The organism is Acinetobacter sp. Z1 (genome assembly GCF_024296945.1).
Lineage (GTDB): Bacteria > Pseudomonadota > Gammaproteobacteria > Pseudomonadales > Moraxellaceae > Acinetobacter > Acinetobacter beijerinckii.
Genome location: NZ_CP101115.1, coordinates 2709845 through 2734871, shown reverse-complemented (window position 1 = coordinate 2734871; position 25027 = coordinate 2709845). Strand labels below are relative to the sequence as shown.

The window sequence follows — 25027 nt, the reverse complement described above, 5'->3', positions numbered from 1 at the left end:
ATGGAAATGAATACAATAATAGGCATTGTTGTCGCCGTTGTGATTATGCTCGTTGGTTTAATAATGATTTTAAGAAAACCTAAACCAGTCGAGCCGTCGTTAGAAGCGGAGTTATATATTAATCCCGAAAGTCAGCAACCCGTTATTCCACGTCATGTACGTGATCAGCTTTTACAAAATGAAGTGGTCACTACAACTGAGCGTGTGGAACCAAGTTTTAAAACTGAACCGTTAGAAACGAAACCGTCAGTAGAAATGTCGACTACAGAAAAGATCCCAGAAGAAAAGGCTACAGAATCGATAATCGCAGATGAATCAGTTGCTGAATCAAATGTAAGTGTAAATAAACAAGAAATAATCTCTGAATCCCAAACTCAAGACGAAGTTGAAACTCTTTTAGAAACTGTAGCGAAAACTGAACATACAGATGCAGAATCAGAACTTAGCTTGAATCCAAGTATAGAAACCGTTGCTATTGAAGAGTTTGATGGTGAAAGTAATATTTTGGATGTGCACTTGCACGAGCAACAACGCTATGATGATGAAAGTGCATTGGCAACAGCAGAGCAGATTATTGCGTTGAATGTCTATCCAAATCCGCGTCGTGCATTGTCAGGTGATAAAGCTCTAAAAGTACTATTAAAATACGGCTTACGTTTCGGTGAAATGTCATGCTTCCATCGTTATGAAAATACCGATGAGCCAAGCCCATTAATGTTTTCTGTGCTGCGTATGACCGACAATGGCCCAGCAGGGTTTGATTTAGAAACTTTATCAGGTGAGCAAGTGCAAGGCTTAGCATTCTTCTTGGCATTGCCTAATAGCAAAGCGGTCACAGGTTATGACATGATGACCAGTATTGCTGGCTTAATTGCACGTGAAGTTGATGGTAAAGTCTATGATGAAAACAATTTAGAGTTTACACCGCAGTTGAAAGAGCATTGGCGTCATCATGTGATTGATTATCGTCCAAATCAAGCAACAGTCTAATGAATCTTTTATAATAAATTTAGTAAAAATTATAGGGCGGTTTTTCCGCCCTTTTATATGGTGAAATTTAAATGGAACAGAACTCAGTTATTGAGCAAATGCGTCAGTTGATTCAACTGATTGCAAAACACAACCATGCTTACTATGTGATGGATCAACCTGCCATTTCTGATAGTGAATATGACCATTTATTTCATCAGCTCAAAGCTTTAGAACAACAATACCCAGAATGTATTCAGGCAGATACACCGACTAATAAAGTTGGTGGGCAAGCCTTGTCAAAATTTGAAAGTGTGACTCATGTTATTCCCATGCTGTCACTGGGAAATGTTTTTAATCAGGAAGATTTATTTGCTTTTGCTCGTCGTATTGATGAACGTTTGCCGAATCAAAAAGTGCAATATGACGTTGAATTGAAATTGGATGGTTTAGCGATTTCACTGTGGTATGAAAATGGTGTCTTGGTTCGTGGGGTGACCCGTGGTGATGGCGAGACAGGTGAAGACATTACTCAAAATGTAAAAACCATTCGTAATCTACCGAAGGTATTATCAAGTCAGCATCAAGCCATTCCAGATTTCTTAGAAGTTCGTGGAGAAGTACTGATGCCAAAGCAAGGCTTTGAAAAGCTTAATGCTGATCAGGAAGCTAAAGGCGATAAGACCTTTGCTAATCCACGTAATGCAGCGGCAGGTAGTTTAAGACAGCTTGATCCCAATATCGCAGCTTCACGACCTTTGGCATTCTATGCTTATGGTATTGCACAGTGTCAGCCCAATCATGGTCTTGAGACCATGCATGACAGTTTGCACTGGTTGACGAGATTTGGTTTTGAAATTGCAGAACGTCAATTCCTGTGTGCTTCGATTGAAGAAGTACAACAACGCTATGAACAGATTCAACAAGAACGTCCAGATCTTAAAGTTGAAATTGATGGTATGGTGATTAAGGTGGATAGTCTTAAGCAACAACAACAATTGGGCTTCTTGAGTCGTGAGCCACGTTGGGCAACGGCTTATAAATTTCCAGCACAGGCTGCGCTCACTAAAGTAGAAAATATTGATTGGCAAGTGGGACGTACTGGAACATTAACGCCTGTTGCACGTTTAGCGCCCGTATTTGTCGGCGGTGTAACGGTATCCAATGTGACCTTACACAATATTGGTGAAATTCATCGTTTAGATGTGCGTGTTGGAGATACCGTCAGTGTGTATCGCACGGGTGATGTGATTCCAAAAGTTGAGAAAGTGTGGGCGGAGTTTCGACCTGCTGATGCAGAGAGTGTTCATCTCCCTACCAATTGTCCTGTATGTGAATCGCCTGTTGTTATGCCTGAGGGTGAGGCATTGGCACGTTGTTCGGGTGGTTTATACTGTGCAGCACAACGTATTGAGGCGATTCGTCACTTTGTTTCGCGTAAAGCCTTGGATATTGAAGGCTTAGGTGATCGTTGGGTAGAGTCACTTCTGCATCTCAACTTACTCAAAGATGTTGCTGATATTTATCATTTGCATGAGCATCGTGAAACTTTACTGACCATTGAGAAAATGGGTGAGAAATCGGTTCAGAACTTGATTGATGCAATTGAAGCAAGCAAGAAAACCACTTTAGCGCGTTTTATCTATGCCTTGGGTATTCGTGGTGTTGGTGAAACTACTGCACGTATGCTTGCCAATACCTTTCAAACATTAGACGCTTTAAAAGCCGCCGATATTGAAGCACTTAAGAAAACACCAGATGTGGGGGATATTACTGCGGAGTGGATCGCTGACTTTTTCCAAGCGCCACATAATATTGAAGTTCTGGATCGTTTAATGGCAGCAGGGATTCATTGGGATGCACCAATTGCACCAACGCGTCAGCCATTAAATGGTGAGAGTTGGGTGGTGACAGGTACACTGGAAACCATGGGGCGTGATGAAGCAACCCAGCGGCTTCAAGCTTTAGGTGCGCGTGTAAGTGGTAGTGTTTCAAGTAAAACCAAATGTGTGGTTGCAGGCGAGAAAGCTGGTAGTAAGTTGGATAAAGCGCAGAAATTAGATATTCGAGTATTGAATGAGCAAGAGTTCTTAGAATTTTTAGCGCAGTACGAAAATTAATTTCTTTCTTCTCGAGTTAATTTAAAGTTCATCCTTGAGAAGAAAAAGGCGACATGTAGATGCCGCCTTTTTTAATGTGTTAAATATATTTTTTAACAATACCATCATCAAGTAATTGTTGAAAATGTTCGCAGACACTCTCGCGGATATTACGATATTGAAGACCTAACTCATTCACACTACGTTGTGAATTAAAATAAATCGGATATCCCATATTAAGTTTTACAAATTGGCGAGAATGACCAAATACAGGTGCAACTAAAGAGAATGCTGTTTTAGGTACAGTAAAGTGTGGGAATGGATATTTATAACCAAATTTTTGTGTAAGTGCTTTGCCCATCTCTAGCAAGCTTAAAGTGCCACCACAAATGATATAACGACCTTGAGCTTTAGGATTTAATGCCGCAACAACATGTGCATCAGCAACATCACGGACGTCTACTATACCATTCCACATTGGTGGTACACCAAACAAGGTCGTGCCATTACCAAATTGCTGTAATACTTCAATACTACCTGACTGGCTCGCATCGGTAAGTGATGGTCCCATCACTAACGCTGGGTTAATACAGACTAAACTCCAGCGATTTTGTTGCTCAGCCATTTCCCATGCTTTTCGTTCAGCAGCAACTTTTGAATATGGATAAGGTTGATGGGTTTCACTACTGGTGTTATTCCAATGGCTCTCATCAAATTCATTATTTGCTGTGTTTTGAATTTCAATTGCATCACCATAAGTTGACGCAATACTTGAGGTTAAAACCACACGTTTTACTGATTCTGTACGATTTACACTATCTAAGACATTCTCTGTACCTTTGACTGCAGGTTCAATAATGTCTTTAACCGCATCTTTATAGTTAGTGACAACAAAAGGTGATGCAGTATGAATAACAACTTCACAATCTTTCATTGCTTCATCAAACGAATGTGGTTCAAGCAAATCTGCTTTAAAAAATTCAATCTTCCCTGAAGATTGATCTGCTAGATCATATAAATGTTGGATTTTATTTTTCTTCGATGGGTCGCGCACTGTGGCATGAACCGTATAACCTTGATTCAACAGACGTTCGATAATCCAGCCTGCAATATAACCCGTCGCACCAGTCACCAAAATTGGTTTACTTTTATCCATTTTATTTCCACATTATGTTTTTGTGATTGCTGTTATTTACCGAATTTTGTTTAAATAAACAACAGCTGAGCAGTCATTTTTTATGATTTTTTGATCAAAAAGCTGGTGGAATAAGAAGCATTGCTAATCGTTACAAAAAATCAAACAAATGATTTTCAATAGAATTATGTCTTTTAAAAAGTAGAAATGATATGCAAAGGCTTATTTTATTTAGATAAATTAGGCGAATTAAAACTGTAAATGCGTATGTTTCTCATTTTAATTTTATAAAAATCATAAACTTACACACTTTTAATTTTGCAATTTTACATTAACTTGACCATACTATTGTTATTCGATAGGAGTAAGTATTATGCGTGGCAATCCAGAAGTCATCGACTATTTAAATATGCTCATTGGCGGTGAATTGGCTGCTCGTGATCAATATTTAATTCATTCAAGAATGTATGAAGATTGGGGCTTAAGTAAAATCTATGAGCGTATTGATCATGAAATGCAAGAAGAAGCTTCTCATGCCGACTCGATCATTCGTCGAGTTTTATTCTTAGGTGCTCAGCCAAATATGAACCGTGAAGACATCAATGTGGGTACGGATGTTGTAAGTTGTTTAAAAGCTGATTTATCACTTGAATATCATGTTCGTGAGAAACTTGCGACAGGTATTAAATTGTGCGAAGAAAAAGGCGATTATATTAGCCGTGATATGTTGCGTCAGCAGCTTTCTGATACAGAAGAAGATCATACTTATTGGTTAGAAAAACAACTACGGTTGATCGAGTTGATTGGCTTACAGAATTATATTCAATCGCAGATATAAAAAAATAGAAAGTCAACTGAGAAGTTGGCTTTCTATCTATTCTAAATAGATTAGATTTTAATTCTAACACTTAATTTAGTCGTTTGATATTTGAATCTAAATTCCATGTTTGAGTAAGAATTTCTAAAATCTGGTTCGTTTGTTTCTTGGAAAATAGTGATAACCTAAGTTGATTAAGTGTTTTTCGATCCGAATTCTCTATAAATTGAATATTAGCTCGATATTGCCAAATTTTTTGAAGATCTTGACCTAATAATTTTCGTTGCCACTCATACTTTTGGTAAGTGAAAGGTTCAATAGTTAGTTCTAGTGGTACATCTAACTGCTCAATACTAATGCATTTTGTTGTAAGAAAAACTCTTAAAATGATACGTTGGTTTGTGATGATTAAATAATCAGAAAATCGTATTACACCTAGTAACATGATAAAAGTAAGCATAGCAAAATATGTTGAAGTTAATGAAAATAATGTAAGGCACATTATGCTAAGAATGATACTGATCATAGTGGTTTGAATAGAGTTAAAAGGTTTAGCTTTATATAGGGTGTGTTGACATTTCATAGCGGTAGCCAAATAAATATACAGACTAAAGCAACTGAATTTTCGTAGTTCCGCTTTAGCTTGTCATAACGTGTTGCAATTCCCCTAAATTGCTTGAGTCTAGCAAAGGTATTCTCCACTAAGTGCCTGATTTTATATAAGTGCCAGTCCATATAATCATTGTTCGATCGTGTATTGGATTTCTTTGGAATATTTGCTTTAGTCGCTGTTTTTTCTATCTGCTCTCTCAATAATTCTGAGTCATATCCTTTATCTGCACAAAGCACATCGGTATCTTTTAAATCAATGCTATCGACTAATGCAGGTGCAACACTCACATCATGGGTGGTGCCATCATGAATGAGAAATTGGATTGGGTTCCCATTTGAATCCACAGCTAAATGGATTTTAGTACTGTTTCCACCGATGCTTCTTGAAATAGCTTGATCCTTGAGTCCTGTAGCATGTTGATGTGCTCGAATATGGCTAGCATCAATAAACACCCATTCTAGATCAGCATGTTTTGATAATAATTTAAATATTTTTAGTAGCTTATTATCTTTAGACCACCTGGTGAATCGTTTAAATATGGTGTTGGACTTACCAAAAGATTCAGGTAAATCTCGCCAAGGACAACCTGTTCTAATTCTATAGAGAATGGCTTCAATAAAATTTCGAAGATTATGTTTGAGGTAGATCCCCAAATTGTGGACAATAGATTTCAGCTTTAACCAGTGTTGATCATTCAGCATTGTACGAGTCATAGCGAGGAGTAAATTTGGTTTGGCGATTGAATTTTACCTTCTCGCTATTTTTTTGCACAGCAAATGTCAACAGACCCTAGTATTTTTTCATTTTGTATTAAGTTCATATTTTACCTATATTCGTTATTATTTCTTTTGGCTGTTTTTTAAATCTTTAAGTACCTGATCAGCATGCGTTTGCGTATTCACACTGGTGTAGTGATACATGATTGCACCTTGAGGATTAATCAAGAAACTTTCACGTTTTGCAATTTTGGTAATCCCAAGGTTTCTAACAATGCCAAATTTTCCAGCAAGTTCACCTTTTTCATCTGCCAAAATTGGGAAAGGTAAACCGAGCTTTTGCGAAAACTTTTGGTGTGATGCAACATCATCCAAGCTAACACCCAGCACGACTGCATTCGATTTTAAGAATTGAGGATAAAGTGATTTAAATTGATTCGCTTCTTGAGTGCATCCAGCAGTGTCATCTTTAGGGTAGAAATAAAGTACAATCCACTTGCCTTTATATTGGTTCAAAGTGTGCCATTTGCCACTTTGATCTTGTAGTTTGAAATCTGGCGCAGACTGTCCAACCCATTCTTTTTGAGCTGTATTTTGCTTAGAAAAAATAGAAGTTTGCGCTGTACTAAGGCTAGGGATACCAAGTAAAAAAAACGAACTGCATAAAATAATAACTTTGGACTTTATCGTATTCATCATGTTGATCTCAAAGTGTAATAAACTCTACTTTAGCAAATTTCGAAATCATATGGGTTAGAAAATTCTTTAAAGAATTTTGATCCGTTTTATGGTGTCTTTTGAGCAAGGCATAATGAAAGGGATTGATTAGGAAAATAATGACTCGTATAAATCGGAGAGTATACTGCATTCAAGTTTTTGGAATTGAGCAAGCGCGTGACTTATAGGATTCTACTCATCACGGGATGGGGCGGTGGTGCCGAATTATTAAAACCTTTACATGAGGCTTTAGAACAAAAGGGACATAGCGTTGAGCGGCTTAATATCTTTAATGCGTTGGATGGTGACATCTTGCAACAGCATGTTGAAATTGCGGTTAAATATGATGTAATTGTGGGGTGGTCGCTTGGCGGACAACTGGCAACATTACTGGTCGATCAGATACAACAACAATATGCAGAACAGAAAGTTTTAATCACTTTAGCGTCGAATCCATGTTTTGTTGCTCAAGCAGATTGGATAACCGCCATGCCTGTTGAAACCTTTATGCAGTTCAAACAATCATTTGAACAAGATGCGATTACTACGCTAAAACGGTTTGGCTTATTGATGTGCCAAGGTGCAAATTCAGCAAAAAAAGACTTCGTGGCTATGCAAAAATTGATTCGTCCACAACCGATAGCATTGCTTAGGGATGGGTTGCAATTGTTGGAGCAATTAAATTTGGTAGGTTTGTATGAAAATTATCAAGGCAGACAGTTGCATGTATTTGCTGAGCATGATGTTTTGGTTCCTTACCAAGTTAATCAAAATATCCAGAATTTAGCTGCAAAAAATCTATCTGTTATTACCATTGAAGGTGCTTCTCATGGTTTTCCTTGTTTTATGGTGGAGCATACTGTGCAAGTAATTGAAGATTTTATTCAATAGTCGGTTCAATCTTGCTTGAAATGAAAGTTCTCGCAATATATTTTAGATTTTGACAAGTTTAAGATAAAACCTATTTTATAGATCTAACGGAATCGTGCCGAGTACTCATCCATTTTCAGGATATGCCTTCGGCGACCTACTTTTCTTTCGGGAAAAGTAGGCAAAACCATTTGTCATCTGCAAAACCTGTTCACTTCTTTCATTTTTTTCTTTTGATCAAGTGTACGAAGCCTTGTATTTTATTTATACCACGCAGGTTGCAGATGACATTTCCGAGTATCGAAAAAGTGTGATCAGGCAAATGGAAAATTTTGAAATAGCAGCAAATGAGGTAGAGGATGACCGATTTATTTGATTTAGAACATATATGGCATCCCTATACCTCGATGTTAAATCCACTGCCAACTTTTAAAGTGAAACGTGCTTATGGTGCAACCATCGAACTAGAGGATGGTCGAACTCTGGTTGATGGCATGTCGTCATGGTGGTGTGCGATTCACGGTTATAACCACCCTGAACTCAATAAAGCGATTACTGATCAATTGCAAAACATGGCGCATATCATGTTTGGTGGGTTGACACATGAACCTGCAATTGAATTGGGTAAACTCTTATTAAAAATTACGCCTCCGAGTTTAGATAAAATTTTCTATGCTGACTCAGGTTCAGTTTCAGTTGAAGTGGCTTTAAAAATGGCAGTGCAATATTGGGCTGCGTTGAATCAACCTGAGAAAACCAATTTTATTACTACACGTTCTGGCTATCATGGTGATACTTGGAATGCGATGTCTGTGTGTGATCCTGTCACGGGAATGCATCAGATTTTTGGCTCAAGTTTACCGAATCGAATCTTTGTACCTGCGCCTCAAAGTTGCTTTGATGATGAGTGGAATCCACAAGATATTCAAGAGCTCAAACAGCAGATTGAACAGCATCATCACAGTATTGCTGCACTCATTATTGAGCCAATTGTACAAGGTGCAGGTGGGATGCGTTTTTATCATCCTGAGTATTTGCATCGAGCCAAAGAATTATGTGAGCAATACAATTTATTGTTGATCTTTGATGAGATTGCAACAGGCTTTGGACGCACAGGTAAAATGTTTGCTTGGGAGCATGCACAAGTTGAACCCGATATCATGTGTATCGGTAAAGGTTTGACTGGAGGCTATATGACCTTGTCTGCAACATTAACAACTAAACAAGTGGCTGAAACCATTAGTCGTGGCGAAGCGGGTGTGTTTATGCATGGTCCAACTTTTATGGCAAATCCTTTAGCTTGTGCGGTTGCTTTGAGAAGCACTCAATTATTGGTTGAACAAGACTGGCAGAGCAATATTCAACGTATTGAAAAGATTCTTGTTGAGCAATTAAGTGATTTAGCAGAACTTGATCATGTTGCAGATGTACGTGTATTAGGTGCGATTGGAGTGGTTGAATTAACCTCTAGTGTTGACATGAAGAGCTTACAGCAGCAGTTTGTTGAACGTGGTATTTGGGTGCGACCATTTGGAAAATTGGTCTACGTGATGCCGCCGTATGTGATCACCGATGATGAGCTAAATTACTTATTAGTGCAGATGAGTGAAGTGGTGAAAAATATGCAAGGAGCACATGCTAATGTCTTTGCTTGATCATTATGCTGAGCAGCTTGACCACCTTAAACAGCAAGGTAATTTCCGCCAATTTACTGCAAATCAACAGCAGGGACGATGGATTACCATTCAAGATCGAACCATGTTGAATTTGGCATCCAATGATTATTTAGGTTTAGCAGCTGATTTAAGTTTAAGAGAAGAATTTCTTGATACTTTGCAAATCGACCGTGCATTATTTAGTTCATCGTCCTCGCGCTTACTGACTGGTAATTTTGCAGAATATGAACAATTTGAAAATAGCCTAAGCAAAGCATTTGGTCGCGCTGCCTTACTCTTTAATAGTGGCTATCACATGAATATCGGTATCCTACCTGCTTTAGCGGATAGTAAAACTGTGATTCTGGCGGATAAACTGGTTCATGCCAGTATGATTGATGGTATTCGTCTATCGAATGCTCAATATGTGCGTTATCGTCATAATGATTTGCAGCATTTGGAACAGTTGTTGCAAAGGTATCAACAAGATGAGCAAGTTGAACGTATTATTGTGGTGACTGAAAGTATTTTTAGTATGGATGGTGATGAAACGGATTTAGCGGCACTGGCGCAGTTAAAGCAACGTTTTGCCAAAACCATGCTATATGTTGATGAAGCTCATGCCATAGGTGTGAGAGGTGAGCAAGGACTAGGTTGTGCTGAGCAATATGGCGTATTGCATCAGATTGATTTCCTTGTTGGAACTTTTGGCAAAGCGATTGCTTCAATTGGTGGTTATATTATTTGTGATCCGATTATTCGTGATTATCTTATTAATAAAATGCGTCCTTTGATTTTCAGCACAGCATTACCACCAATCTCGATGGCATGGTCTAACTTTATCTTTAATAAAGTTTTAAATATGCAGCAGCAGCGTCAGCACTTGGCTGAGATCAGTCATTTTTTACAGCAGGCGGTGATTGCAAAAGGCTTTTCAAGTCCATCGAGTAGCCATATTATTCCAATTATTGTCGGCGAAAGTAACGCAGCGATTGAAAAAGCACGTTATGTTCAGCAACAAGGTTTTTATGCCATGCCTGTGCGACCGCCTACAGTACCGCAAAATAGTTCACGTTTACGTATCTCATTAACGTCTATGGTTCAAAAAGCTGAATTAGAAAAATTGGTGGAATGTTTGTGAGTGTCGATAAAGCTTTAGTCGCTCAACGTTTTGCCAAAGCAGGGCAAAGTTACGTTGAGCATGCCGTAGTGCAAAAGCAGATCAGTGCACAGTTATTTGAATATCTGAAAGCGTATTTTCCAAAGACTTTTGATTCTGTACTTGAGATCGGTTGTGGGTCGGGTAATTTAACGCATTTATTTCAGACTCATTTTCAGTTTGATCAATTATTTTTAAATGATCTTTATGAGGATGTTGAACAGCATTTTTCAAAGATTAAAAATATAGCTTGGTTGATCGGAGATATTGAACAGCTTGAATTACCATCAGAATTGGATGCGGTGATTTCGAGTTCAGCTTTGCAATGGATGACTGATCTACGTGCGTTATTACAACGAATTCATGATGCTTTAAAACTGAAAGGCTATTTTGGTTTCTCTACATTTGGTGAAAATAATTTAATTGAAATCAAAAAGCTGACTGGGCAAGGTTTAAATTATTATTCCAGTGAAGTATTGAAACAGAAACTTGAAGAAAATGGCTTTGACATTGTGTTTATACAAGAAGAACAAAAACATCTATATTTTGATGATCCTAAATTAGTGCTGCATCATCTAAAAGCGACGGGTGTGACTGCAACAGCAAAGTCACATCGTTGGACTAAGCAATCTTTACAGCAGTTTTATTCTGATTATCAACAGTTTTATGATGAGCACGGTTTTCGCCTAACTTATCATCCGATTTACGTGATTGCGCGGAGAAAAGCATGAGTGCAGCAATTTATTTTGTCAGCGGCATTGATACAGAAATTGGTAAAACTTATGCCACAGGTTATCTCGCCAAGCTTTGGACCGAACAAGGGCAGCGTGTTATCACCCAGAAGTTGGTGCAAACAGGGAATATCGATGTGTCTGAAGACATCGAAAAACACCGTGAAATTATGGGGAGTGGCTGGTTTCAGGAAGATCATGAAAAATTGACCATGCCTGAGATTTTTACTTATCCAGCTTCACCACATTTAGCTACACGTTTAGATGGGCGTGAGTTAGATTTTGCCAAGATCGAAGCTGCAACTAAAGAGCTTGCTCAGCGTTTTGAGGTGGTGCTGTTAGAGGGTGCGGGCGGTTTAATGGTGCCTTTAACCACAGAGTTATTAACGATTGATTATATTGCTCAACATCAATTTCCAGTGATTTTGGTGACTTCTGGACGCTTGGGAAGCATTAACCACACATTGTTGAGTTTAGAAGCTTTAAAACATCGTGGTTTGAGTTTGCATGCTTTAGTATATAACTTAAAAGATGAATCGAAAGATCCACTTATTTCTAAAGATACAGCGGATTATTTAAAGGCTTATTTGGCAAAGCATTTTCCTGATGCTCAATGGATTGATTTGGAAAAGTTTTTAAATGGAAAAATTATTTAAAGAACTCATTAGTGAAATAAAAAAAGATTGGACAATTCCAAAACATATAGATGCCGTCTCTCGCGACCTACTTTTTAGGTGCCAATTTTTTCATGGTTTTATCGGGATAGATGAGCTTCTTATTGATTTACCAAGAGAGTTTGCTGAGTTTTACAAATTAGCAAATGGAGCTTATCTATTTGAAGATATTGTGTATGGTCAATGGGGATTGCAATTGTTGGATGCTTTTTTAATTCAACAGAAAACACGAGATTTCATAGAAGGAAATAGTGGTTATTTAAAAGGGGATTTAATTATTGGTGAGTTTTTGGGTGATAGTGATCTTTTATTATTAAGAACTGATCCATCAAAAAAAGATTATGGTTCTATGATGATTGTAATGCCATTAGATAGCAGAAATAATTGGAATAATCTTGAATTAAATTTCTATAGTTTTATTACAGAGTATGTAAGTAAATTAGGTCAAAAATTTTGGGAATAATAGAGGGGGATTATTCGTGGATAATAAATATTATTTAGTCAGTTCAGTATTTTTATTGAGTTCATTGCTTTCAGTAGTGCATGCTGCTGTACCAACAGATAAAACCATCATTAGTTGGATCACTAATTTACAAGATTCAAATGCGAATCCTCTGAAAGCTATTCAGATTGATCATACGGAAAAAGTAAAATTAATTTCAGGCGAAGAAGCTTATTTATCGAGTGTTAGTTTTGAAAATGCAGGGCGTAACTTTTGGGCAGGTTACGTGCTGACTCGTCCAAAGCTAAAACAAGCAAAAATTTTAAAAGAGTTTGGTGGTCAATCGAATACATTTAAAGTTCATCCAACGATGTACAAAGGTAAATCGATCGAACTGGTTGAAATCGAAAGTGCTGGTTCGGGACAAGGAACTGTTGAAGCTACTAAAAGTTTAGTTTATTTGAGCCAATGGAATGCTAAGTTGATTACTGAAGTTCAGGAGTCTTCTAATGCTGGTCGCTACGACGAAAAACTTGATGCAGAGGATTGTCGTACTGGATCAGATAATACGGGTTATTTAAACGTGATGCCGTATTCGCCTTATGTTGTGAAAACTGCGGTGACAGGAAATGCCTGCAATAACAAACCGAAAGGATATAAAGTAAATAGTTTGGTTCTCCCAATCGTCATAAGTGAAATTAAATAAAAAAAGCTAACAAGCGGACTTGTTAGCACAGGAGGAACTTAGAATTGTGAAGCCTAATAGTTAGTGTTTATTTTTCTAGTTATTACTCACGATTCCTATTTTAGTGACTTTGCTTTGCTGAGCTAATGCCATTACCATAGCAATATTTTTATATTCAGCTTGTGGATCAGGTTTAAATTTAATCTGATCCTGATCAGCTTTTTGCGCAACAGATTCAAACAAAACCTTCAATGCTTGGCGATCAGCAACAGCTTGATCGTTCCAGAAAATATGACCTTGAGCATCGACTCTTAGGTTAATGATCTCAGGTGGTTTCTGATCAGTTGGTGGCGGCGGTGCACCATTAGGTAAATTGATATTAATGGCGTTGTTTGGGATTGGAATCGTAATGATGAACATGATCAATAACACCAACATGACATCAATTAAAGGTGTCATGTTGACATCGAGTATCACATCATCTTCGCCACTTTTTGGTCCGACATTCATACCCATGACTAACTCCTTATCGTCTGATTAAGGTGAACTAGGCGGGGTAGTGACAAATGCGATTTTGCCAATACCTGCTTGTTGGGTGGTGCTAATTACCTGATCAATTGCAGCGTAGTGCGTCAATTGATCACCACGAATATGAACTTCAGGTTGTGGGCGCTTTTGTGCCTCAACTTGTAAACGAGCAAGTAAAGTTTCTTTATTTGCAACGTATTGTTCATTCCAAAAAATATCGCCAGTTTTGTTGACTGAAAGTTGAATATTTTGAGGAGTAGTGGTGTAAGGCGTATTCTTTTCTTCAGGTAGCTTTACAGGAACCGTATGTGTGACCACTGGAACAGTGATTAAAAAGATAATCAAAAGCACCAGCATGATGTCCACAAGCGGAGTGGTGTTGATCGTTCCGATCACATCATCATCACTTTGATCTGAATTTATCATCATGCCCATAATGGTGTTCCTTATTTAGAATCACGGTTTGAGTGATTACTGTTTAAGTCACCACTAAGTAAAACTGCATGTAAGTCAGAGCCAAATGACCGGACATTATCCATGACTGCTTTATTTCGACGGGTTAACCAGTTATAACCAAGTACCGCGGGTACAGCGACAGCTAAGCCAATTGCGGTCATGATCAATGCTTCACCCACAGGTCCAGCGACTTTATCAATTGATGCTTGTCCTGAAATGCCGATTGCAGTCAGTGCGTGATAAATTCCCCAAACTGTTCCAAATAAACCAACGAAAGGTGCAGTTGAACCTACTGTTGCGAGAAATGCCAAACCATTACCTAAATGGCTTTGTACTTTATCAATCGCACGTTGAATTGAAATCGTTACCCATGTGTTGAAATCAATACGTTCTAATAAAGTGCCATCATGATGTTTGGTAGAGTGAATACCTTTTTCAGCAATGTAACGGTAGGTACTACTCGGATTTAAGCTGTCTTTTGCAGTATTTAATGTATCTGCTTCCCAAAAGTTACGTTCAGCTTCAGTACCGTGGCGTTTGATTTTACTTTGTTGAAATAGTTTAGAAAGAATGATGTACCACGTACCAATCGACATTAAAACAAGAATAAATAAGGTTGTTTTTGCAACGAGATCACCTTCACGCCATAAAGCTTCTAAACCATAAGGGTTATGCGCTTTCTCCTGAGTTGCAGGAAGAGGTGGTGGTGTTGGTGATGATTGTGTTGTTGTATCAGTTGCAATCGTAGTTACGGCTGTGGGTTGTGATGTTTCTTCAGCCCAAACAGAACTCATTGGAAACAGGGTGCTGGTTGAGATAAGACCAATCGCAGCAAATCGAGAGATTTTTTTTACAGTTTTATTCATTTAAATTCTCCAAAAAATTGTTTAATTCACTTCTATATTCATTAAGAAATCTTGAATGTGTATTCGATTTCATACCAATCTTGTTGAGGTACACCATCTTTCATCGCTGGTGTGAAGCTACATAAGCTATAAGCTTTGGTTGCTGCTTTATCTAACTCACGAACACCACTCGATTTTTTGACTTTTGCATCGATCACTTTGCCCGAGCCATCCACAAGCAAACGCATACGCACAGTACCTTCTTCACCAGCCATTTCCTGTTCACGTGGATAACCAGGTTCTTTACAACCTGCTTCACCTTCGGAAACGCCTCGTGAAATACCTGCTGGTTTTGCTGGTGCTGGGGGAGCAGCATTTGCAACTGGTGCGGCAACAGGACTAGGACTTGGAGAAGCCGCTGTGACAGGTGCGGGCGTTGTCACTGAAGTTTTAGTCGGTTGTGTAGGTGTTGGTTTTGCTACAGGTGTTACTTTTTCAACCTGCTTAGGCGGATCAGGCATTTTTGCCACTTTCTCAACCATTTTTGGTAGTTCAGGTGGTTTTTCCTCAGGCTTGGGTGGAGGAGGTGGCGGTGGAGGCTCAATATCTTGAATAATCTGAAGTTCTACAGGCTTCTCGACTGGTTTAGTAAACTCAGTTGTCAAACTTGTTACTAAAATATAGGCGATCACAAGATGTAAAAATAAAACTAGACCGAGGCCGACGAAGCGTTTGGCAGATTGATTTTCATTTTCAGCAAAGGGTATGCCCATAATTGCTCCTGAAAATGTAATCGTTGAGTTATATAAAATATTTTGGCTCGATTAAAATCTTGGTCGAAATTATTTATCTTATATAGACATCAGGATTACGTTGAGTCACTACAAAATGCAAAGGAGATATTCTGTAGTGACAGAATGTCCTAGAATTTATAAGTGCCTCTTAGAAAATATGCACGTCCAGTTACGTCGCTATAGCGAGGGTCATAACCGTATTGGTTATTGTCTATCACGTTTGAAGCAGATGGTTCAGCATCAAATAGGTTCTTGATACCAGCAGTCAACTCTAGATTTTTAAAGCCTTTATACGTCCCTGAAATGTTGTAAAGAGTGTAGTCACTTACGTTGTGGTTATCATATTTCTCATCACCAATTTGGTTTTGATCTTTATAACCACGGTAGAACTCTTGCTCGAAGACCATTTTCCAGTTTTCGTAGCTCCAGTTAAGATTGGCAACATGTTTCCAACGTAAGATTGCTGGATCATCGTATTTACCAACATAACCCTCCCATGACTCACCTTTTTTCTCTTGTTCGTCATAGCGAATAACATATGTACCATCTATTCCGAAGCCAAAGCGGCCAGTAGAAGTCATTGGTGAAAGATAATTTAGGGCTAAATCAATACCTTCAGTTTTTACACTAGCCATATTAGCTAACGAGGTATTTATATATTCTAGTCGACCATCAGCTCCACGGATGAAACGATCAGCATATTTTTCAGGATTCTCAAAAATATCTGCTTCACCAATCAAACCAATTAGACCGTCGATTTTAATTTTGTAGTAATCCGCTGAGAATACTAAATTTTTGATTGGTTCAAAAACAAAACCTGCGGTGTATGAAGTGGATTCTTCAGGTTGTAAGCCATCAGTACCTCCTTGAGTTTTATTAAACTGTGTATTACATTCCGTTTTATATTCAGGGTTAGTAGCTGTACCGTTTGGACATAAGAGTGGGTCATTGTATTTAGCTGATGTAAAAGTTTTGCTACGGGGCGCATTTATGTCATATAAGCTTGGTGCGCGAAAACCAGTACTGTATGAGGTACGGAACATTAATTGTTTAATTGGCTCCCAACGAAATGCGATTTTAGGATTAAATGTATCACCGAAATCACTATAGTCATCATAACGAGCGGCGAGTTGTGCTTCTAAGGTTTTGGTAATTGGAACATGTAATTCTGTAAAAGCTGCGGTAATATCTCTTTTTCCCTTGCTTTTAGGTTTGTCAGGATCAATACCACTACCAGGTACTTGTCTTACAAGTTCTGAGTTCACATTGGCTTTCCAGTCTTGCTTACTAAAACTGCCTCCAAATGCAAAGCCCACGTCTCCTGCGGGCAAAGTGTAAATTGGACGACTAATAGTAAAGTCAAATGTAGTGGCTGTAAGTGTTCCTGTATTGGTATCGCCTTTTACTTCAAAGGACTTCCAAAGCTCTTGATTTTCACTAGGCCCAAAAGGATTAATGGTTCCATTGTTTAAAGCATCTTGGAGTTTACTTTTATTTAAGTATCCTCCAGCAAAACCATCTGTCGCTTCGCTACGTGCATAAGATAAACCTGTATTGATATCCCAGCCGTAAGCTTCACCTTCTAAAGCGATTAATGCCCGATGTGATTCATTAACAGGATTAGACTTACGGTTTCCAGCTTGGGAACGTAAAGATAATTCAAGCGGTTCGCCACTTAATCCTGAGACATCGGGAGTTATGCCTTTACCAGGATAATATTGACTTGTAGAGGGCAGGGTAACAGAACGAGTATAAACATCAGGTGCAATTGAAGTAGTAACTTCATTACGTGAATAAATATATTCACCAATTGCATTGAAATTATCATTGATTTTAAAGGTTCCACGACCTAAAGCGGAGATTGTCTCTGTTTTGGGAACGATACCGATTAAGGCACGAGTATTAAAATAGCAAAGCCCGCCATCGGCGATTGTATTTGGAGCATTGTTACAGTTTTGGTCACCATAAGGGTTACCTAATATCTTTGAGCCTGGGTCTCTAAAGTTTGCAGGAAATCCATTTCCAGAAGTACCATCTAAACCAAGTTCAGGAATTAAATCTCCACGTCGGCTAACTTTACGATCTTTCGCCATAATGTCATTTGAGCGACGATAGTCAATAACCCCCATAAGATTAAAGCCTTGTTCATCAAGATCGCCATAACCCCCAAAAATTGAAATGTCCTGTTTATCACCACCACTTTGTTCTGGTTGAATAAAACCAGCACTAATATTTAAACCTTCAAAAGATTTCTTGGTGATAAAGTTGATTACCCCAGCAATTGCATCAGCACCATAAATTGCCGAAGCACCATCACGTAAAATCTCAATCCGATCAACCATTGCCATTGGAATAATATTTAGGTTTGTGGTTGAGGTGCTAAAAGGGCTGTAAGCTAAACGTCGGCCATTTAATAAGATTAATGTTTTGTCGGTACCTAAAGCCCGAAGATTCGCAGAAGAACCCTCAGTATAAGATGAACCTACGTTTTGAGCTGTAGAAAATCCTGCTTGATTGGCACTAACCTTGGTTAAAGCTTCTTCGACTGTCGTAACACCTTGTTTTGCGAGATCATCTGCTCTGATCACGGTGATTGGAGAAGCACTTTGTGATGCAACACCTTTGATAGACGAACCAGTGACTGCAACTTTGACAACTTTAGTTGGTTTTTCTTCAGGTGCTGACTCTGTTTCTGCGGCGTGGGTCATGGTTAAACACAACATACTGAGGCTCAGGGTGCTGAGTTTGAGTATGGTTTTGCTCGCTTTTGGCATAGCATCAGATTGAACGAAATTGGTTTTTTTCATCAAATTTATAACCCCTTAATGATTTGTCACTCTTCAGAATGAACAAAAGCGTTTTAGCAAGACGTGTGCCAAATGCATTTTTTGAATTGAATTAATCTAAGTTAAATTGTTTAAAAGCGTTGTAGTTTTAATGGATAAGCTTTTCATATTTTTACTAATTATTAAAAAATTATGAATTTATAGAAAATATTTTTATTGGCATTTTTTTACATAATTTAAGTTTTTTTAAGATGCTTTAAAATGAATCAACAAGTTTTTGAGTTGCATGTGTTTGGTGCAAAACTACAATTAATCTTTTATTTTTATACACTTGTGCTGTTTGATTTTGTTGGGGTGAAATGAATATGAAAAAATATTATTTTGCATAATATTACTTTTGAATAAGATGAATAACGCAATGTTTTTATATCAATTATTAAAATTTATCCTATTTTATCTAAATTTTTATTTGAAAAGTGGCATGAAATTAGCACTGTGTTTTGAGTGATAAGCTGCATTTTATACTTTCTTTTATTTTTACGATTGGTAAAAAATATTCAATTTGCTGATTTTTATAAATAAGATCTTTGATTGTTGTAAAGCGTGCAAAGTGGTTATGTGGTTGAATGCTATTCAAAAGTCTAGTATTTATTGAAAAACGATAATGTGAGCATTGAATTGAAGTCTAAATTTTTTACTGTCGCTTTGTTCTCAAGCGTTATTGTAATCGCTCCTTTGGGAAACACGAAAACTCCAGCTCAAGCAGAAAAAGTGCTTCGAATTGCATTTGAAGCCCCAGATGATGGTTTTGACATGGTCAAAACTTATAATTTTTATAGTGGTAATGTGGCGGATGTAATTTTTGAAAGGTTGCTGCAATATGATTATTTAGCCAATCCAGTCAAACTTGTTCCATCAACAGCGCAAAGTATGCCGATCATTAAAGAAAATGGAAAAGTTTATATATTCAAAATACAACCAGGGATTTATTTTACAGATGATGTTGCTTTTAAAGGCAAGCGTCGTGAACTGATTGCTGAAGATTATGTCTATTCAATTAAACGAATTTTAGACCCTAAAAATCGGTCTTCATCATATTCATTTATTGATAATAAAATTGTTGGTGCGAATGCTTTAGTTGAGCAAGCCAAAAAATCTGGAAAATTTAATTATGATGCCAAGATTGAGGGTGTGAAAGCACTTGATCGTTACACTATTCAATTTACACTCACGCAAGCAGATTATAATTTTCCTTATATTTTAGCTTATAGTACGTTTGGGGCAACAGCACGAGAAGTTGTTGAATATTATAAAGATCGCTTGGGTATGCATCCTGTAGGCACAGGACCTTACATGTTGAGTAAGTATGTGCCGCGCAGTAAGATTGAGTTGGTTGCAAACCCAGATTATCGAGGTTTTGTTTGGAATTTTAAATCAACAGGGACGGCGTGGGATAATCAGTTAGTCAAAGAAATGAGTGGTAAGAAAATGCCACAAATTGGCAAAGTGAATATCAGTATTATTGAGGAAGAGCAATCTCGATGGTTGGCATTTCAATCAAAACAACTTGATTTTGATAAATTGACATCAAGTGCGATTCCTAAAGTATTAGATCAAAATAATCAGCTAAAACCAGAAATAAAAAAACAGGGTATTCGTTTGTATGCCAATAAAGAAGCCGAAATTACCTATAGCATGATTAATATGCTTGACCCAATTATAGGTGGTAATAGTTTAGATAAAGTTGCTTTACGTCGTGCAATTGCGATGTCATTTAACGTTAATGAAGCTATTCGTATTTTAAGAAAAGGACAGGCGGTTAAGGCAGAAATGTTAGTCCCCGCAGGTGTGAATGGACACAATCCAAATTATCGTAGCAGTGTGGGTTATAACCCAACTTTAGCCAATAAGCTTTTAGACCATTTTGGCTATAAAAAAGGTGCAGATGGTTATCGAAATTTCCCCGATGGAAAACCGCTAATTTTAAAAATAAATACCGAAAGCGGAACATCCTCAGTGATGTATTCTGAGCTTTGGAAGAAAAATTTAGATGCAATTGGAATAAAAGCTGATTTTAAAGTGAGTAACTTTGCCGACAATTTAAAAGCGGCTAGTCAATGTCAGTACATGATGTGGAGTGGTGCATGGCATGCGGATTATCCTGAAGGTGAAAATTTCACTCAGTTACTTTATGGACCGAATGTCGGACGTGGTAATCAGTCATGTTATAAATCGGATGCTTATGATCGATTATATGAACAGGCAATGAAATTATCGCCTGATCAACGTATGCCTTTTTATGAAAAAATGAGTCGGCAAGTTGAAGCTGACAGTCCTTTTATTTTACAAGATACCCGTATAAGAAACTGGATGGTTCAACCTCAAGTACAAGGTTTTAAAGCACATCCAATTATGAACACCAATTGGCAATTTCTAGACATTGTTTCGCCAAATCAAAATAAGTGATGATTTCCAAATGAAGCAAAATTTTAAACTTGCATTGAAACGATTTGGCTTTGTGGCTTGTGTAGGATTAACAACAAGTGCGACAAGCACATTGGTTGTTGCTCAAAGTACTGCCGATCCTAATAAAGTATTACGTTATGTTTTCCCTGTTGCAGAAACAGGTTTTGACCCTGCAGGTGTTCATGATCTGTATTCAGCGCATGTCAATGGGTCGATTTTTGAGACCTTATTTACTTATGATTATTTGGCTTCACCTGCAAAATTAGTACCTCGCACGGCGGTAGCATTACCAGAAGTAAGCTCAGATGGTTTGACTTATACCATTCGCTTGCAAAAAGGAATTTATTTTGCAACTGACCCTGTATTTAAGGGCAAAAAACGTGAACTGACTGCTGCGGATTATGTTTATACCTTTAAGCGATTACTTGATCCTAATTTACATTCACCCAATAGTTGGTTGTTAGATGGACGTATTTCAGGAATGGATGCTGCTCTCAAACAAGCTCAAAAAACGGGTAAGTTTGATTACGATCAGCCAATTGCAGGTTTACAAGCACCTGATCGATATACTTTAGTAATTCGCCTCACGCGTCCAGATCAAAACTTTCCAATGCTACTCGCACATCAACCCGCTGGGGCTGTTGCACGCGAAGTGATCGAAAAGTATCGCAACAAATCTGGTTTCGCTATGGCACATCCTATCGGAACAGGTCCTTATATGTTGTCGCGTTGGACACCCGGATCAAGGATTATTTTAAAAGCAAATCCTGATTTTCGTAATTTTGTATGGAATTTTAAAGCCAGCTCTCCAGAAGACCAAAAAATTGTGAATGCCATGCAAGGCAAGCAAATGCCACAAATTGGAGTGATCGATATTCAAGTCATGGAAGAAGGGCAATCACGCTGGTTGTCGTTTAGTAAAGACGAAATCGATTTATTTCAATTAGATGGTGAACTCACCGTTCAAGCCTTGCAAAATGGAAAGCTAAAACCTGAACTGATTAAAAAAGGCGTTCAGCTTTCCCGCATTATTGATCCATCGATTGATTATCATTATTGGAATATGCAAAACCCAGTGGTGGGTGGTTTTAGTAAAGAAAAAATCGCATTACGCCGTGCTATGGCGATGGCTTTTTCGGCTGATAATTACATTAAAATTTTGCAAAAAGGTGATGCAAAAAAATTACAAGCGCCGATCCCAGAAGGGGTCGTTGGTTATGACCCAACCTATAAAAGTAGTATTCCTTATTCAGTCAAAGCTGCGAACTTATTGCTAGATCGTTATCACTATAAAGTTGGTGCCAATGATTGGCGGACATTACCTGATGGAAAGCCGCTGGTGATTGAAATGACAGTATCTGGAAGTAATTTACGAAGTCAGCAGCAAGCAGAATTTTGGAAAAAAATATTAGATAGTCTCAAAATTCAAATGACAACGAAATCCATGCCTTTTGCTGAAGCGTTAAAGCTTGAGAAACAGTGCAAAACTATGTTTAAAGCCTCAGCATGGATTGCAGACTATCCTGATGCTGATAGTTTTATGCAGTTGTTTTATGGCAAAAATATTCATGTAACCAACAATGGTTGTATAAAAATTCCTGAGTTTGATCGTCTATATGAACAAACTCAGAAAATGCCACCAAGTCCTGAGCGTGATGCTTTATATCGAAAAATGTCACGTGTACTTGAAGTCTATACCCCAGTGCAAATCATTGGTGCGCGCTATCGAAATATCTTAGCTCAACCGCGTGTGATTGGGTTTAAGAAGCATCCTATTCTTCCATCAGAATGGATGTATATCGACATTGATACAAAAAAATAGAAATTTAGGAATTGGAGCAATAATGAAACATCAAAATTTTAAACTTACCACCCTGTGCTTACTTGCAGTAGGGGTAAATCAAATATCATTTGCCGATACAACCAATCGCCAAACCCTTCCTCTATTTCAAGCTAAAGATATTTCAACATTATGTGATGCTAAGATTGAGGATGTAAAAAAACAGTTAAAAACATTTGAAGCGAAACCAATTACTCAAAGTACAGCCGCTGGATCTGTTTTAGCCGAATGGGATGCTATTTTTGCTTCATTTGAGGATTTTTATGGCCCTGTCGGTTTATATAGTAATGTTTATCCTGATGAAGCTGTTCGTAAAGCAGCAGATGATTGTGAAATTAAAATCAGCCAGTTTCAAACTGATATTTTACAAAATCCAAAATTATATCAACAGTTTAAAAAGATCAATCCAACTGATGCAGTCGATATAAAATTTAAACAAGATATCCTGAATGATTTTGAAAAGAAAGGAATTCAACTGCCCGTCAGCAAGCAAAAAAAGGTTAAAGCTATATTAGATGAGCTGGCAAAAATTGAACAAGAATATTCCAGAAATGTCCGTGAGAATAAGACCAAACTAGAATTTACGGCAGCAGAATTAAAGGGTTTACCAGCAAATTATATTGAAAATTTGAAAAAAAATGACAAAGGAAACTATTTACTCGGTTTTGAATATCCTGAGTATGGGCCCTTTATGAAATTAGCTGAGAGTGATGAAGCGCGTAAGCGTTATCAAATTGCATTCACTCGTCGTGGTGGTGAAAAGAATTTGCTATTACTCAAACAAGCGATTGATTTGAGATATGACCTAGCACGCCTAATGGGCAAATCAAGTTATGCAGATTGGGTTTTAGAAAAGCGCATGGGAGAAAATGCAGAGAAAGTAAATCAATTCCTCGCTGAAGTCTACGCAACCGTATCACCACTCGAAAAAAAGGAAGTCGAAACTTTAGCTGAGTTCAAAGCAAAAACACTGAGTATTCCTGTAGATCAAGCAAAAATAGAGCGATGGAGTGAAGGCTATTGGAGTGAAAAATTACGTAAAGAGAGATACCAAATTGATCAAGAAAAGTTACGTGAATACTTTCCAACCCAAGCAGCTCAAGATTGGTTATTCGCCATCTCATCTCATCTATATGGCATTCAATTTAAACCAATAAAAGTCGAAACTTGGCAAAATGAAGTTGAATATTACGATGTTACCGATAGCAAAACTGGAAAATTACTTGGTGGGCTTTATATCGATAAATTTCCACGCGAAGGAAAATATGGTCATGCTGCAGTTTGGAGTGTTTATGGACGTAGTCGTCTAACTGATCGTAAACCTATTTCGGCTTTAGTAACTAACTTTGATCGTAAAGGTTTAAATAGCGATGAGTTAGAAACCTTCGTTCACGAGTTTGGGCATGCTTTACATGGTCTTTTATCAGACACCCGTTATAGCTCACAAGCAGGCACTACAGTCGAACGAGATTTTGTAGAAGCTCCATCACAAATGTATGAAGAGTGGGCAAGACGTAAAGAAACCCTTTCTAAAGTTGCTGATTATTGTAAACCTGCTTGTCCACGAGTTGACGATGCTTTGATCGAAAAGTTAAAAGCAGTAAATGGCTATGGTCGAGGATTGCATTATGCCCGCCAAACTTTATATGCGCAGTACGATATGGCATTACATAGTACAACTGCTTTAAAAGCACAACCACTTGAACTCTGGAAGAAAATGGAAGATGCAACGGCATTAGGTTATGTACCCACTACAGAATTTCCAGGGCAATTTAATCACATCATGTCTGGTTATCAAAGTAGCTATTATGGCTATATGTGGTCGGAAGTGATTGCTTTAGATATGTTGTCTGCTTTTGGAAATGATTTAAATAATACAGAAGTTGGGCAGCGTTATCGTCAAACAATCTTATCTCAAGGTAGTCAAAAACCTGCTGAAAAATTAGTCGAAGAATTTTTAGGTCGGAAACCAGACAACAAAGCATTCTTTGAAGAAATCACAGGTCAACGCGTTAAATAAGGGGCATCTT

21 protein-coding genes are annotated in these 25027 nt (G+C 37.8%); 13 read left to right on the top strand and 8 right to left on the bottom strand.

Features of this window, described 5'->3' with window-relative positions; all coding sequences use genetic code 11:
• The gene (locus NGC85_RS12885; RefSeq protein WP_254731678.1) at nucleotides 1–990 is read left to right on the top strand and encodes a cell division protein ZipA C-terminal FtsZ-binding domain-containing protein; all 990 of its coding nucleotides are present in this window, start codon (nucleotides 1–3) and stop codon (nucleotides 988–990) included.
• A gap of 71 nt (nucleotides 991–1061) precedes the next feature.
• Nucleotides 1062–3089 carry an NAD-dependent DNA ligase LigA gene (gene ligA, locus NGC85_RS12880; protein WP_254731676.1) on the top strand — a complete coding sequence of 676 codons (2028 nt, stop codon included), beginning with the start codon at nucleotides 1062–1064 and terminating at the stop codon, nucleotides 3087–3089.
• Between the two features lie 79 nt (nucleotides 3090–3168).
• On the opposite strand, the gene NGC85_RS12875 is transcribed toward ligA, so the two are convergent.
• The gene (locus NGC85_RS12875; RefSeq protein WP_254731674.1) at nucleotides 3169–4224 is read right to left on the bottom strand and encodes an aldehyde reductase; all 1056 of its coding nucleotides are present in this window, start codon (nucleotides 4222–4224) and stop codon (nucleotides 3169–3171) included.
• Between the two features lie 352 nt (nucleotides 4225–4576).
• Here NGC85_RS12875 and bfr point away from each other — a divergent pair, with 352 nt between their 5' ends.
• On the top strand, nucleotides 4577–5041 hold the full coding sequence (gene bfr / locus NGC85_RS12870) for a bacterioferritin (RefSeq protein WP_254731672.1): 465 nt from the start codon (nucleotides 4577–4579) through the stop codon (nucleotides 5039–5041).
• Nucleotides 5042–5599: 558 nt separating this feature from the next.
• Here bfr and NGC85_RS12865 read toward each other — a convergent pair.
• Together NGC85_RS12865 and NGC85_RS12860 are read right to left on the bottom strand one after the other, a co-directional pair.
• Nucleotides 5600–6346 carry an IS5 family transposase gene (locus NGC85_RS12865; protein WP_254731670.1) on the bottom strand — a complete coding sequence of 249 codons (747 nt, stop codon included), beginning with the start codon at nucleotides 6344–6346 and terminating at the stop codon, nucleotides 5600–5602.
• 126 nt (nucleotides 6347–6472) lie between these two features.
• The gene (locus tag NGC85_RS12860) at nucleotides 6473–7048 is read right to left on the bottom strand and encodes a peroxiredoxin (protein ID WP_254731667.1); all 576 of its coding nucleotides are present in this window, start codon (nucleotides 7046–7048) and stop codon (nucleotides 6473–6475) included.
• 183 nt (nucleotides 7049–7231) lie between these two features.
• Between NGC85_RS12860 and NGC85_RS12855 the strand changes: the two genes are divergently transcribed.
• The 7 genes from NGC85_RS12855 (at nucleotide 7232) to NGC85_RS12825 (ending at nucleotide 13303) form a co-directional block, all read left to right on the top strand.
• On the top strand, nucleotides 7232–7957 hold the full coding sequence (locus tag NGC85_RS12855) for an alpha/beta fold hydrolase (RefSeq protein WP_254805603.1): 726 nt from the start codon (nucleotides 7232–7234) through the stop codon (nucleotides 7955–7957).
• A 338-nt stretch (nucleotides 7958–8295) separates the two neighbouring features.
• The gene (gene bioA, locus NGC85_RS12850) at nucleotides 8296–9591 is read left to right on the top strand and encodes an adenosylmethionine--8-amino-7-oxononanoate transaminase (RefSeq protein WP_254731665.1); all 1296 of its coding nucleotides are present in this window, start codon (nucleotides 8296–8298) and stop codon (nucleotides 9589–9591) included.
• Entirely contained in the window at nucleotides 9578–10732 is a 1155-nt protein-coding gene (locus NGC85_RS12845; RefSeq protein WP_254731663.1) for an 8-amino-7-oxononanoate synthase, read from the top strand. The genes bioA and NGC85_RS12845 overlap by 14 nt, the downstream gene beginning before the upstream one ends.
• On the top strand, nucleotides 10723–11481 hold the full coding sequence (gene bioC, locus NGC85_RS12840; RefSeq protein ID WP_254731661.1) for a malonyl-ACP O-methyltransferase BioC: 759 nt from the start codon (nucleotides 10723–10725) through the stop codon (nucleotides 11479–11481). The genes NGC85_RS12845 and bioC overlap by 10 nt, the downstream gene beginning before the upstream one ends.
• A complete protein-coding gene (bioD, locus tag NGC85_RS12835; RefSeq protein WP_129262006.1) occupies nucleotides 11478–12137 on the top strand; it encodes a dethiobiotin synthase in 660 nt (219 codons plus the stop codon). Before bioC ends, bioD begins: the two co-directional genes overlap by 4 nt.
• A complete protein-coding gene (locus NGC85_RS12830) occupies nucleotides 12121–12618 on the top strand; it encodes an SMI1/KNR4 family protein (RefSeq protein ID WP_254731659.1) in 498 nt (165 codons plus the stop codon). Before bioD ends, NGC85_RS12830 begins: the two co-directional genes overlap by 17 nt.
• Before the next feature lie 16 nt (nucleotides 12619–12634).
• Nucleotides 12635–13303, top strand: coding sequence for a hypothetical protein (locus tag NGC85_RS12825; RefSeq protein WP_254731657.1), 669 nt, complete (start codon nucleotides 12635–12637; stop codon nucleotides 13301–13303).
• Between the two features lie 75 nt (nucleotides 13304–13378).
• Here NGC85_RS12825 and NGC85_RS12820 read toward each other — a convergent pair whose 3' ends face one another.
• The 5 genes from NGC85_RS12820 to NGC85_RS12800 form a co-directional block, all read right to left on the bottom strand.
• Nucleotides 13379–13798, bottom strand: a complete 420-nt coding sequence (locus NGC85_RS12820) for a biopolymer transporter ExbD (protein ID WP_254731655.1) — start codon at nucleotides 13796–13798, stop codon at nucleotides 13379–13381.
• A 21-nt stretch (nucleotides 13799–13819) separates the two neighbouring features.
• Nucleotides 13820–14245 carry a biopolymer transporter ExbD gene (locus tag NGC85_RS12815; protein WP_254731653.1) on the bottom strand — a complete coding sequence of 142 codons (426 nt, stop codon included), beginning with the start codon at nucleotides 14243–14245 and terminating at the stop codon, nucleotides 13820–13822.
• An 11-nt stretch (nucleotides 14246–14256) separates the two neighbouring features.
• Nucleotides 14257–15132 (bottom strand): MotA/TolQ/ExbB proton channel family protein, encoded by an 876-nt coding sequence (locus NGC85_RS12810; protein WP_254731651.1) that lies wholly within the window; start codon nucleotides 15130–15132, stop codon nucleotides 14257–14259.
• A gap of 41 nt (nucleotides 15133–15173) precedes the next feature.
• Nucleotides 15174–15884 carry an energy transducer TonB gene (locus NGC85_RS12805; RefSeq protein ID WP_254731649.1) on the bottom strand — a complete coding sequence of 237 codons (711 nt, stop codon included), beginning with the start codon at nucleotides 15882–15884 and terminating at the stop codon, nucleotides 15174–15176.
• 149 nt (nucleotides 15885–16033) lie between these two features.
• On the bottom strand, nucleotides 16034–18712 hold the full coding sequence (locus NGC85_RS12800) for a TonB-dependent receptor (RefSeq protein WP_034710271.1): 2679 nt from the start codon (nucleotides 18710–18712) through the stop codon (nucleotides 16034–16036).
• A gap of 657 nt (nucleotides 18713–19369) precedes the next feature.
• On the opposite strand from NGC85_RS12800, the gene NGC85_RS12795 reads away from it, so the two are divergent.
• The 3 genes from NGC85_RS12795 to NGC85_RS12785 are packed head-to-tail and all read left to right on the top strand — an operon-like array spanning nucleotide 19370 to nucleotide 25017.
• Nucleotides 19370–21157 carry an ABC transporter substrate-binding protein gene (locus NGC85_RS12795; RefSeq protein WP_254731647.1) on the top strand — a complete coding sequence of 596 codons (1788 nt, stop codon included), beginning with the start codon at nucleotides 19370–19372 and terminating at the stop codon, nucleotides 21155–21157.
• Between the two features lie 10 nt (nucleotides 21158–21167).
• Complete coding sequence (locus NGC85_RS12790; protein WP_254731645.1) at nucleotides 21168–22979, top strand: ABC transporter substrate-binding protein; 1812 nt, start codon at nucleotides 21168–21170, stop codon at nucleotides 22977–22979.
• Nucleotides 22980–23001: 22 nt separating this feature from the next.
• A complete protein-coding gene (locus tag NGC85_RS12785) occupies nucleotides 23002–25017 on the top strand; it encodes a M3 family metallopeptidase (RefSeq protein ID WP_254731643.1) in 2016 nt (671 codons plus the stop codon).
• Nucleotides 25018–25027 lie beyond the last annotated feature (10 nt).

What these genes read in the sequence shown, in the direction of transcription:
- NGC85_RS12800 (WP_034710271.1), bottom strand. Translation starts at nt 18,712, where the DNA reads ATGAAAAAAACCAATTTCGTTCAATCTGATGCTATGCCAAAAGCGAGC.
- NGC85_RS12845 (WP_254731663.1), top strand. Translation starts at nt 9,578, where the DNA reads ATGTCTTTGCTTGATCATTATGCTGAGCAGCTTGACCACCTTAAACAG.
- ligA (WP_254731676.1), top strand. Translation starts at nt 1,062, where the DNA reads ATGGAACAGAACTCAGTTATTGAGCAAATGCGTCAGTTGATTCAACTG.
- NGC85_RS12790 (WP_254731645.1), top strand. Translation starts at nt 21,168, where the DNA reads ATGAAGCAAAATTTTAAACTTGCATTGAAACGATTTGGCTTTGTGGCT.
- bioC (WP_254731661.1), top strand. Translation starts at nt 10,723, where the DNA reads ATGTTTGTGAGTGTCGATAAAGCTTTAGTCGCTCAACGTTTTGCCAAA.
- NGC85_RS12885 (WP_254731678.1), top strand. Translation starts at nt 1, where the DNA reads ATGGAAATGAATACAATAATAGGCATTGTTGTCGCCGTTGTGATTATG.
- NGC85_RS12785 (WP_254731643.1), top strand. Translation starts at nt 23,002, where the DNA reads ATGAAACATCAAAATTTTAAACTTACCACCCTGTGCTTACTTGCAGTA.
- bioA (WP_254731665.1), top strand. Translation starts at nt 8,296, where the DNA reads ATGACCGATTTATTTGATTTAGAACATATATGGCATCCCTATACCTCG.
- NGC85_RS12820 (WP_254731655.1), bottom strand. Translation starts at nt 13,798, where the DNA reads ATGGGTATGAATGTCGGACCAAAAAGTGGCGAAGATGATGTGATACTC.
- NGC85_RS12805 (WP_254731649.1), bottom strand. Translation starts at nt 15,884, where the DNA reads ATGGGCATACCCTTTGCTGAAAATGAAAATCAATCTGCCAAACGCTTC.
- bioD (WP_129262006.1), top strand. Translation starts at nt 11,478, where the DNA reads ATGAGTGCAGCAATTTATTTTGTCAGCGGCATTGATACAGAAATTGGT.
- NGC85_RS12865 (WP_254731670.1), bottom strand. Translation starts at nt 6,346, where the DNA reads ATGACTCGTACAATGCTGAATGATCAACACTGGTTAAAGCTGAAATCT.
- NGC85_RS12860 (WP_254731667.1), bottom strand. Translation starts at nt 7,048, where the DNA reads ATGATGAATACGATAAAGTCCAAAGTTATTATTTTATGCAGTTCGTTT.
- bfr (WP_254731672.1), top strand. Translation starts at nt 4,577, where the DNA reads ATGCGTGGCAATCCAGAAGTCATCGACTATTTAAATATGCTCATTGGC.
- NGC85_RS12830 (WP_254731659.1), top strand. Translation starts at nt 12,121, where the DNA reads ATGGAAAAATTATTTAAAGAACTCATTAGTGAAATAAAAAAAGATTGG.
- NGC85_RS12875 (WP_254731674.1), bottom strand. Translation starts at nt 4,224, where the DNA reads ATGGATAAAAGTAAACCAATTTTGGTGACTGGTGCGACGGGTTATATT.
- NGC85_RS12810 (WP_254731651.1), bottom strand. Translation starts at nt 15,132, where the DNA reads ATGAATAAAACTGTAAAAAAAATCTCTCGATTTGCTGCGATTGGTCTT.
- NGC85_RS12815 (WP_254731653.1), bottom strand. Translation starts at nt 14,245, where the DNA reads ATGGGCATGATGATAAATTCAGATCAAAGTGATGATGATGTGATCGGA.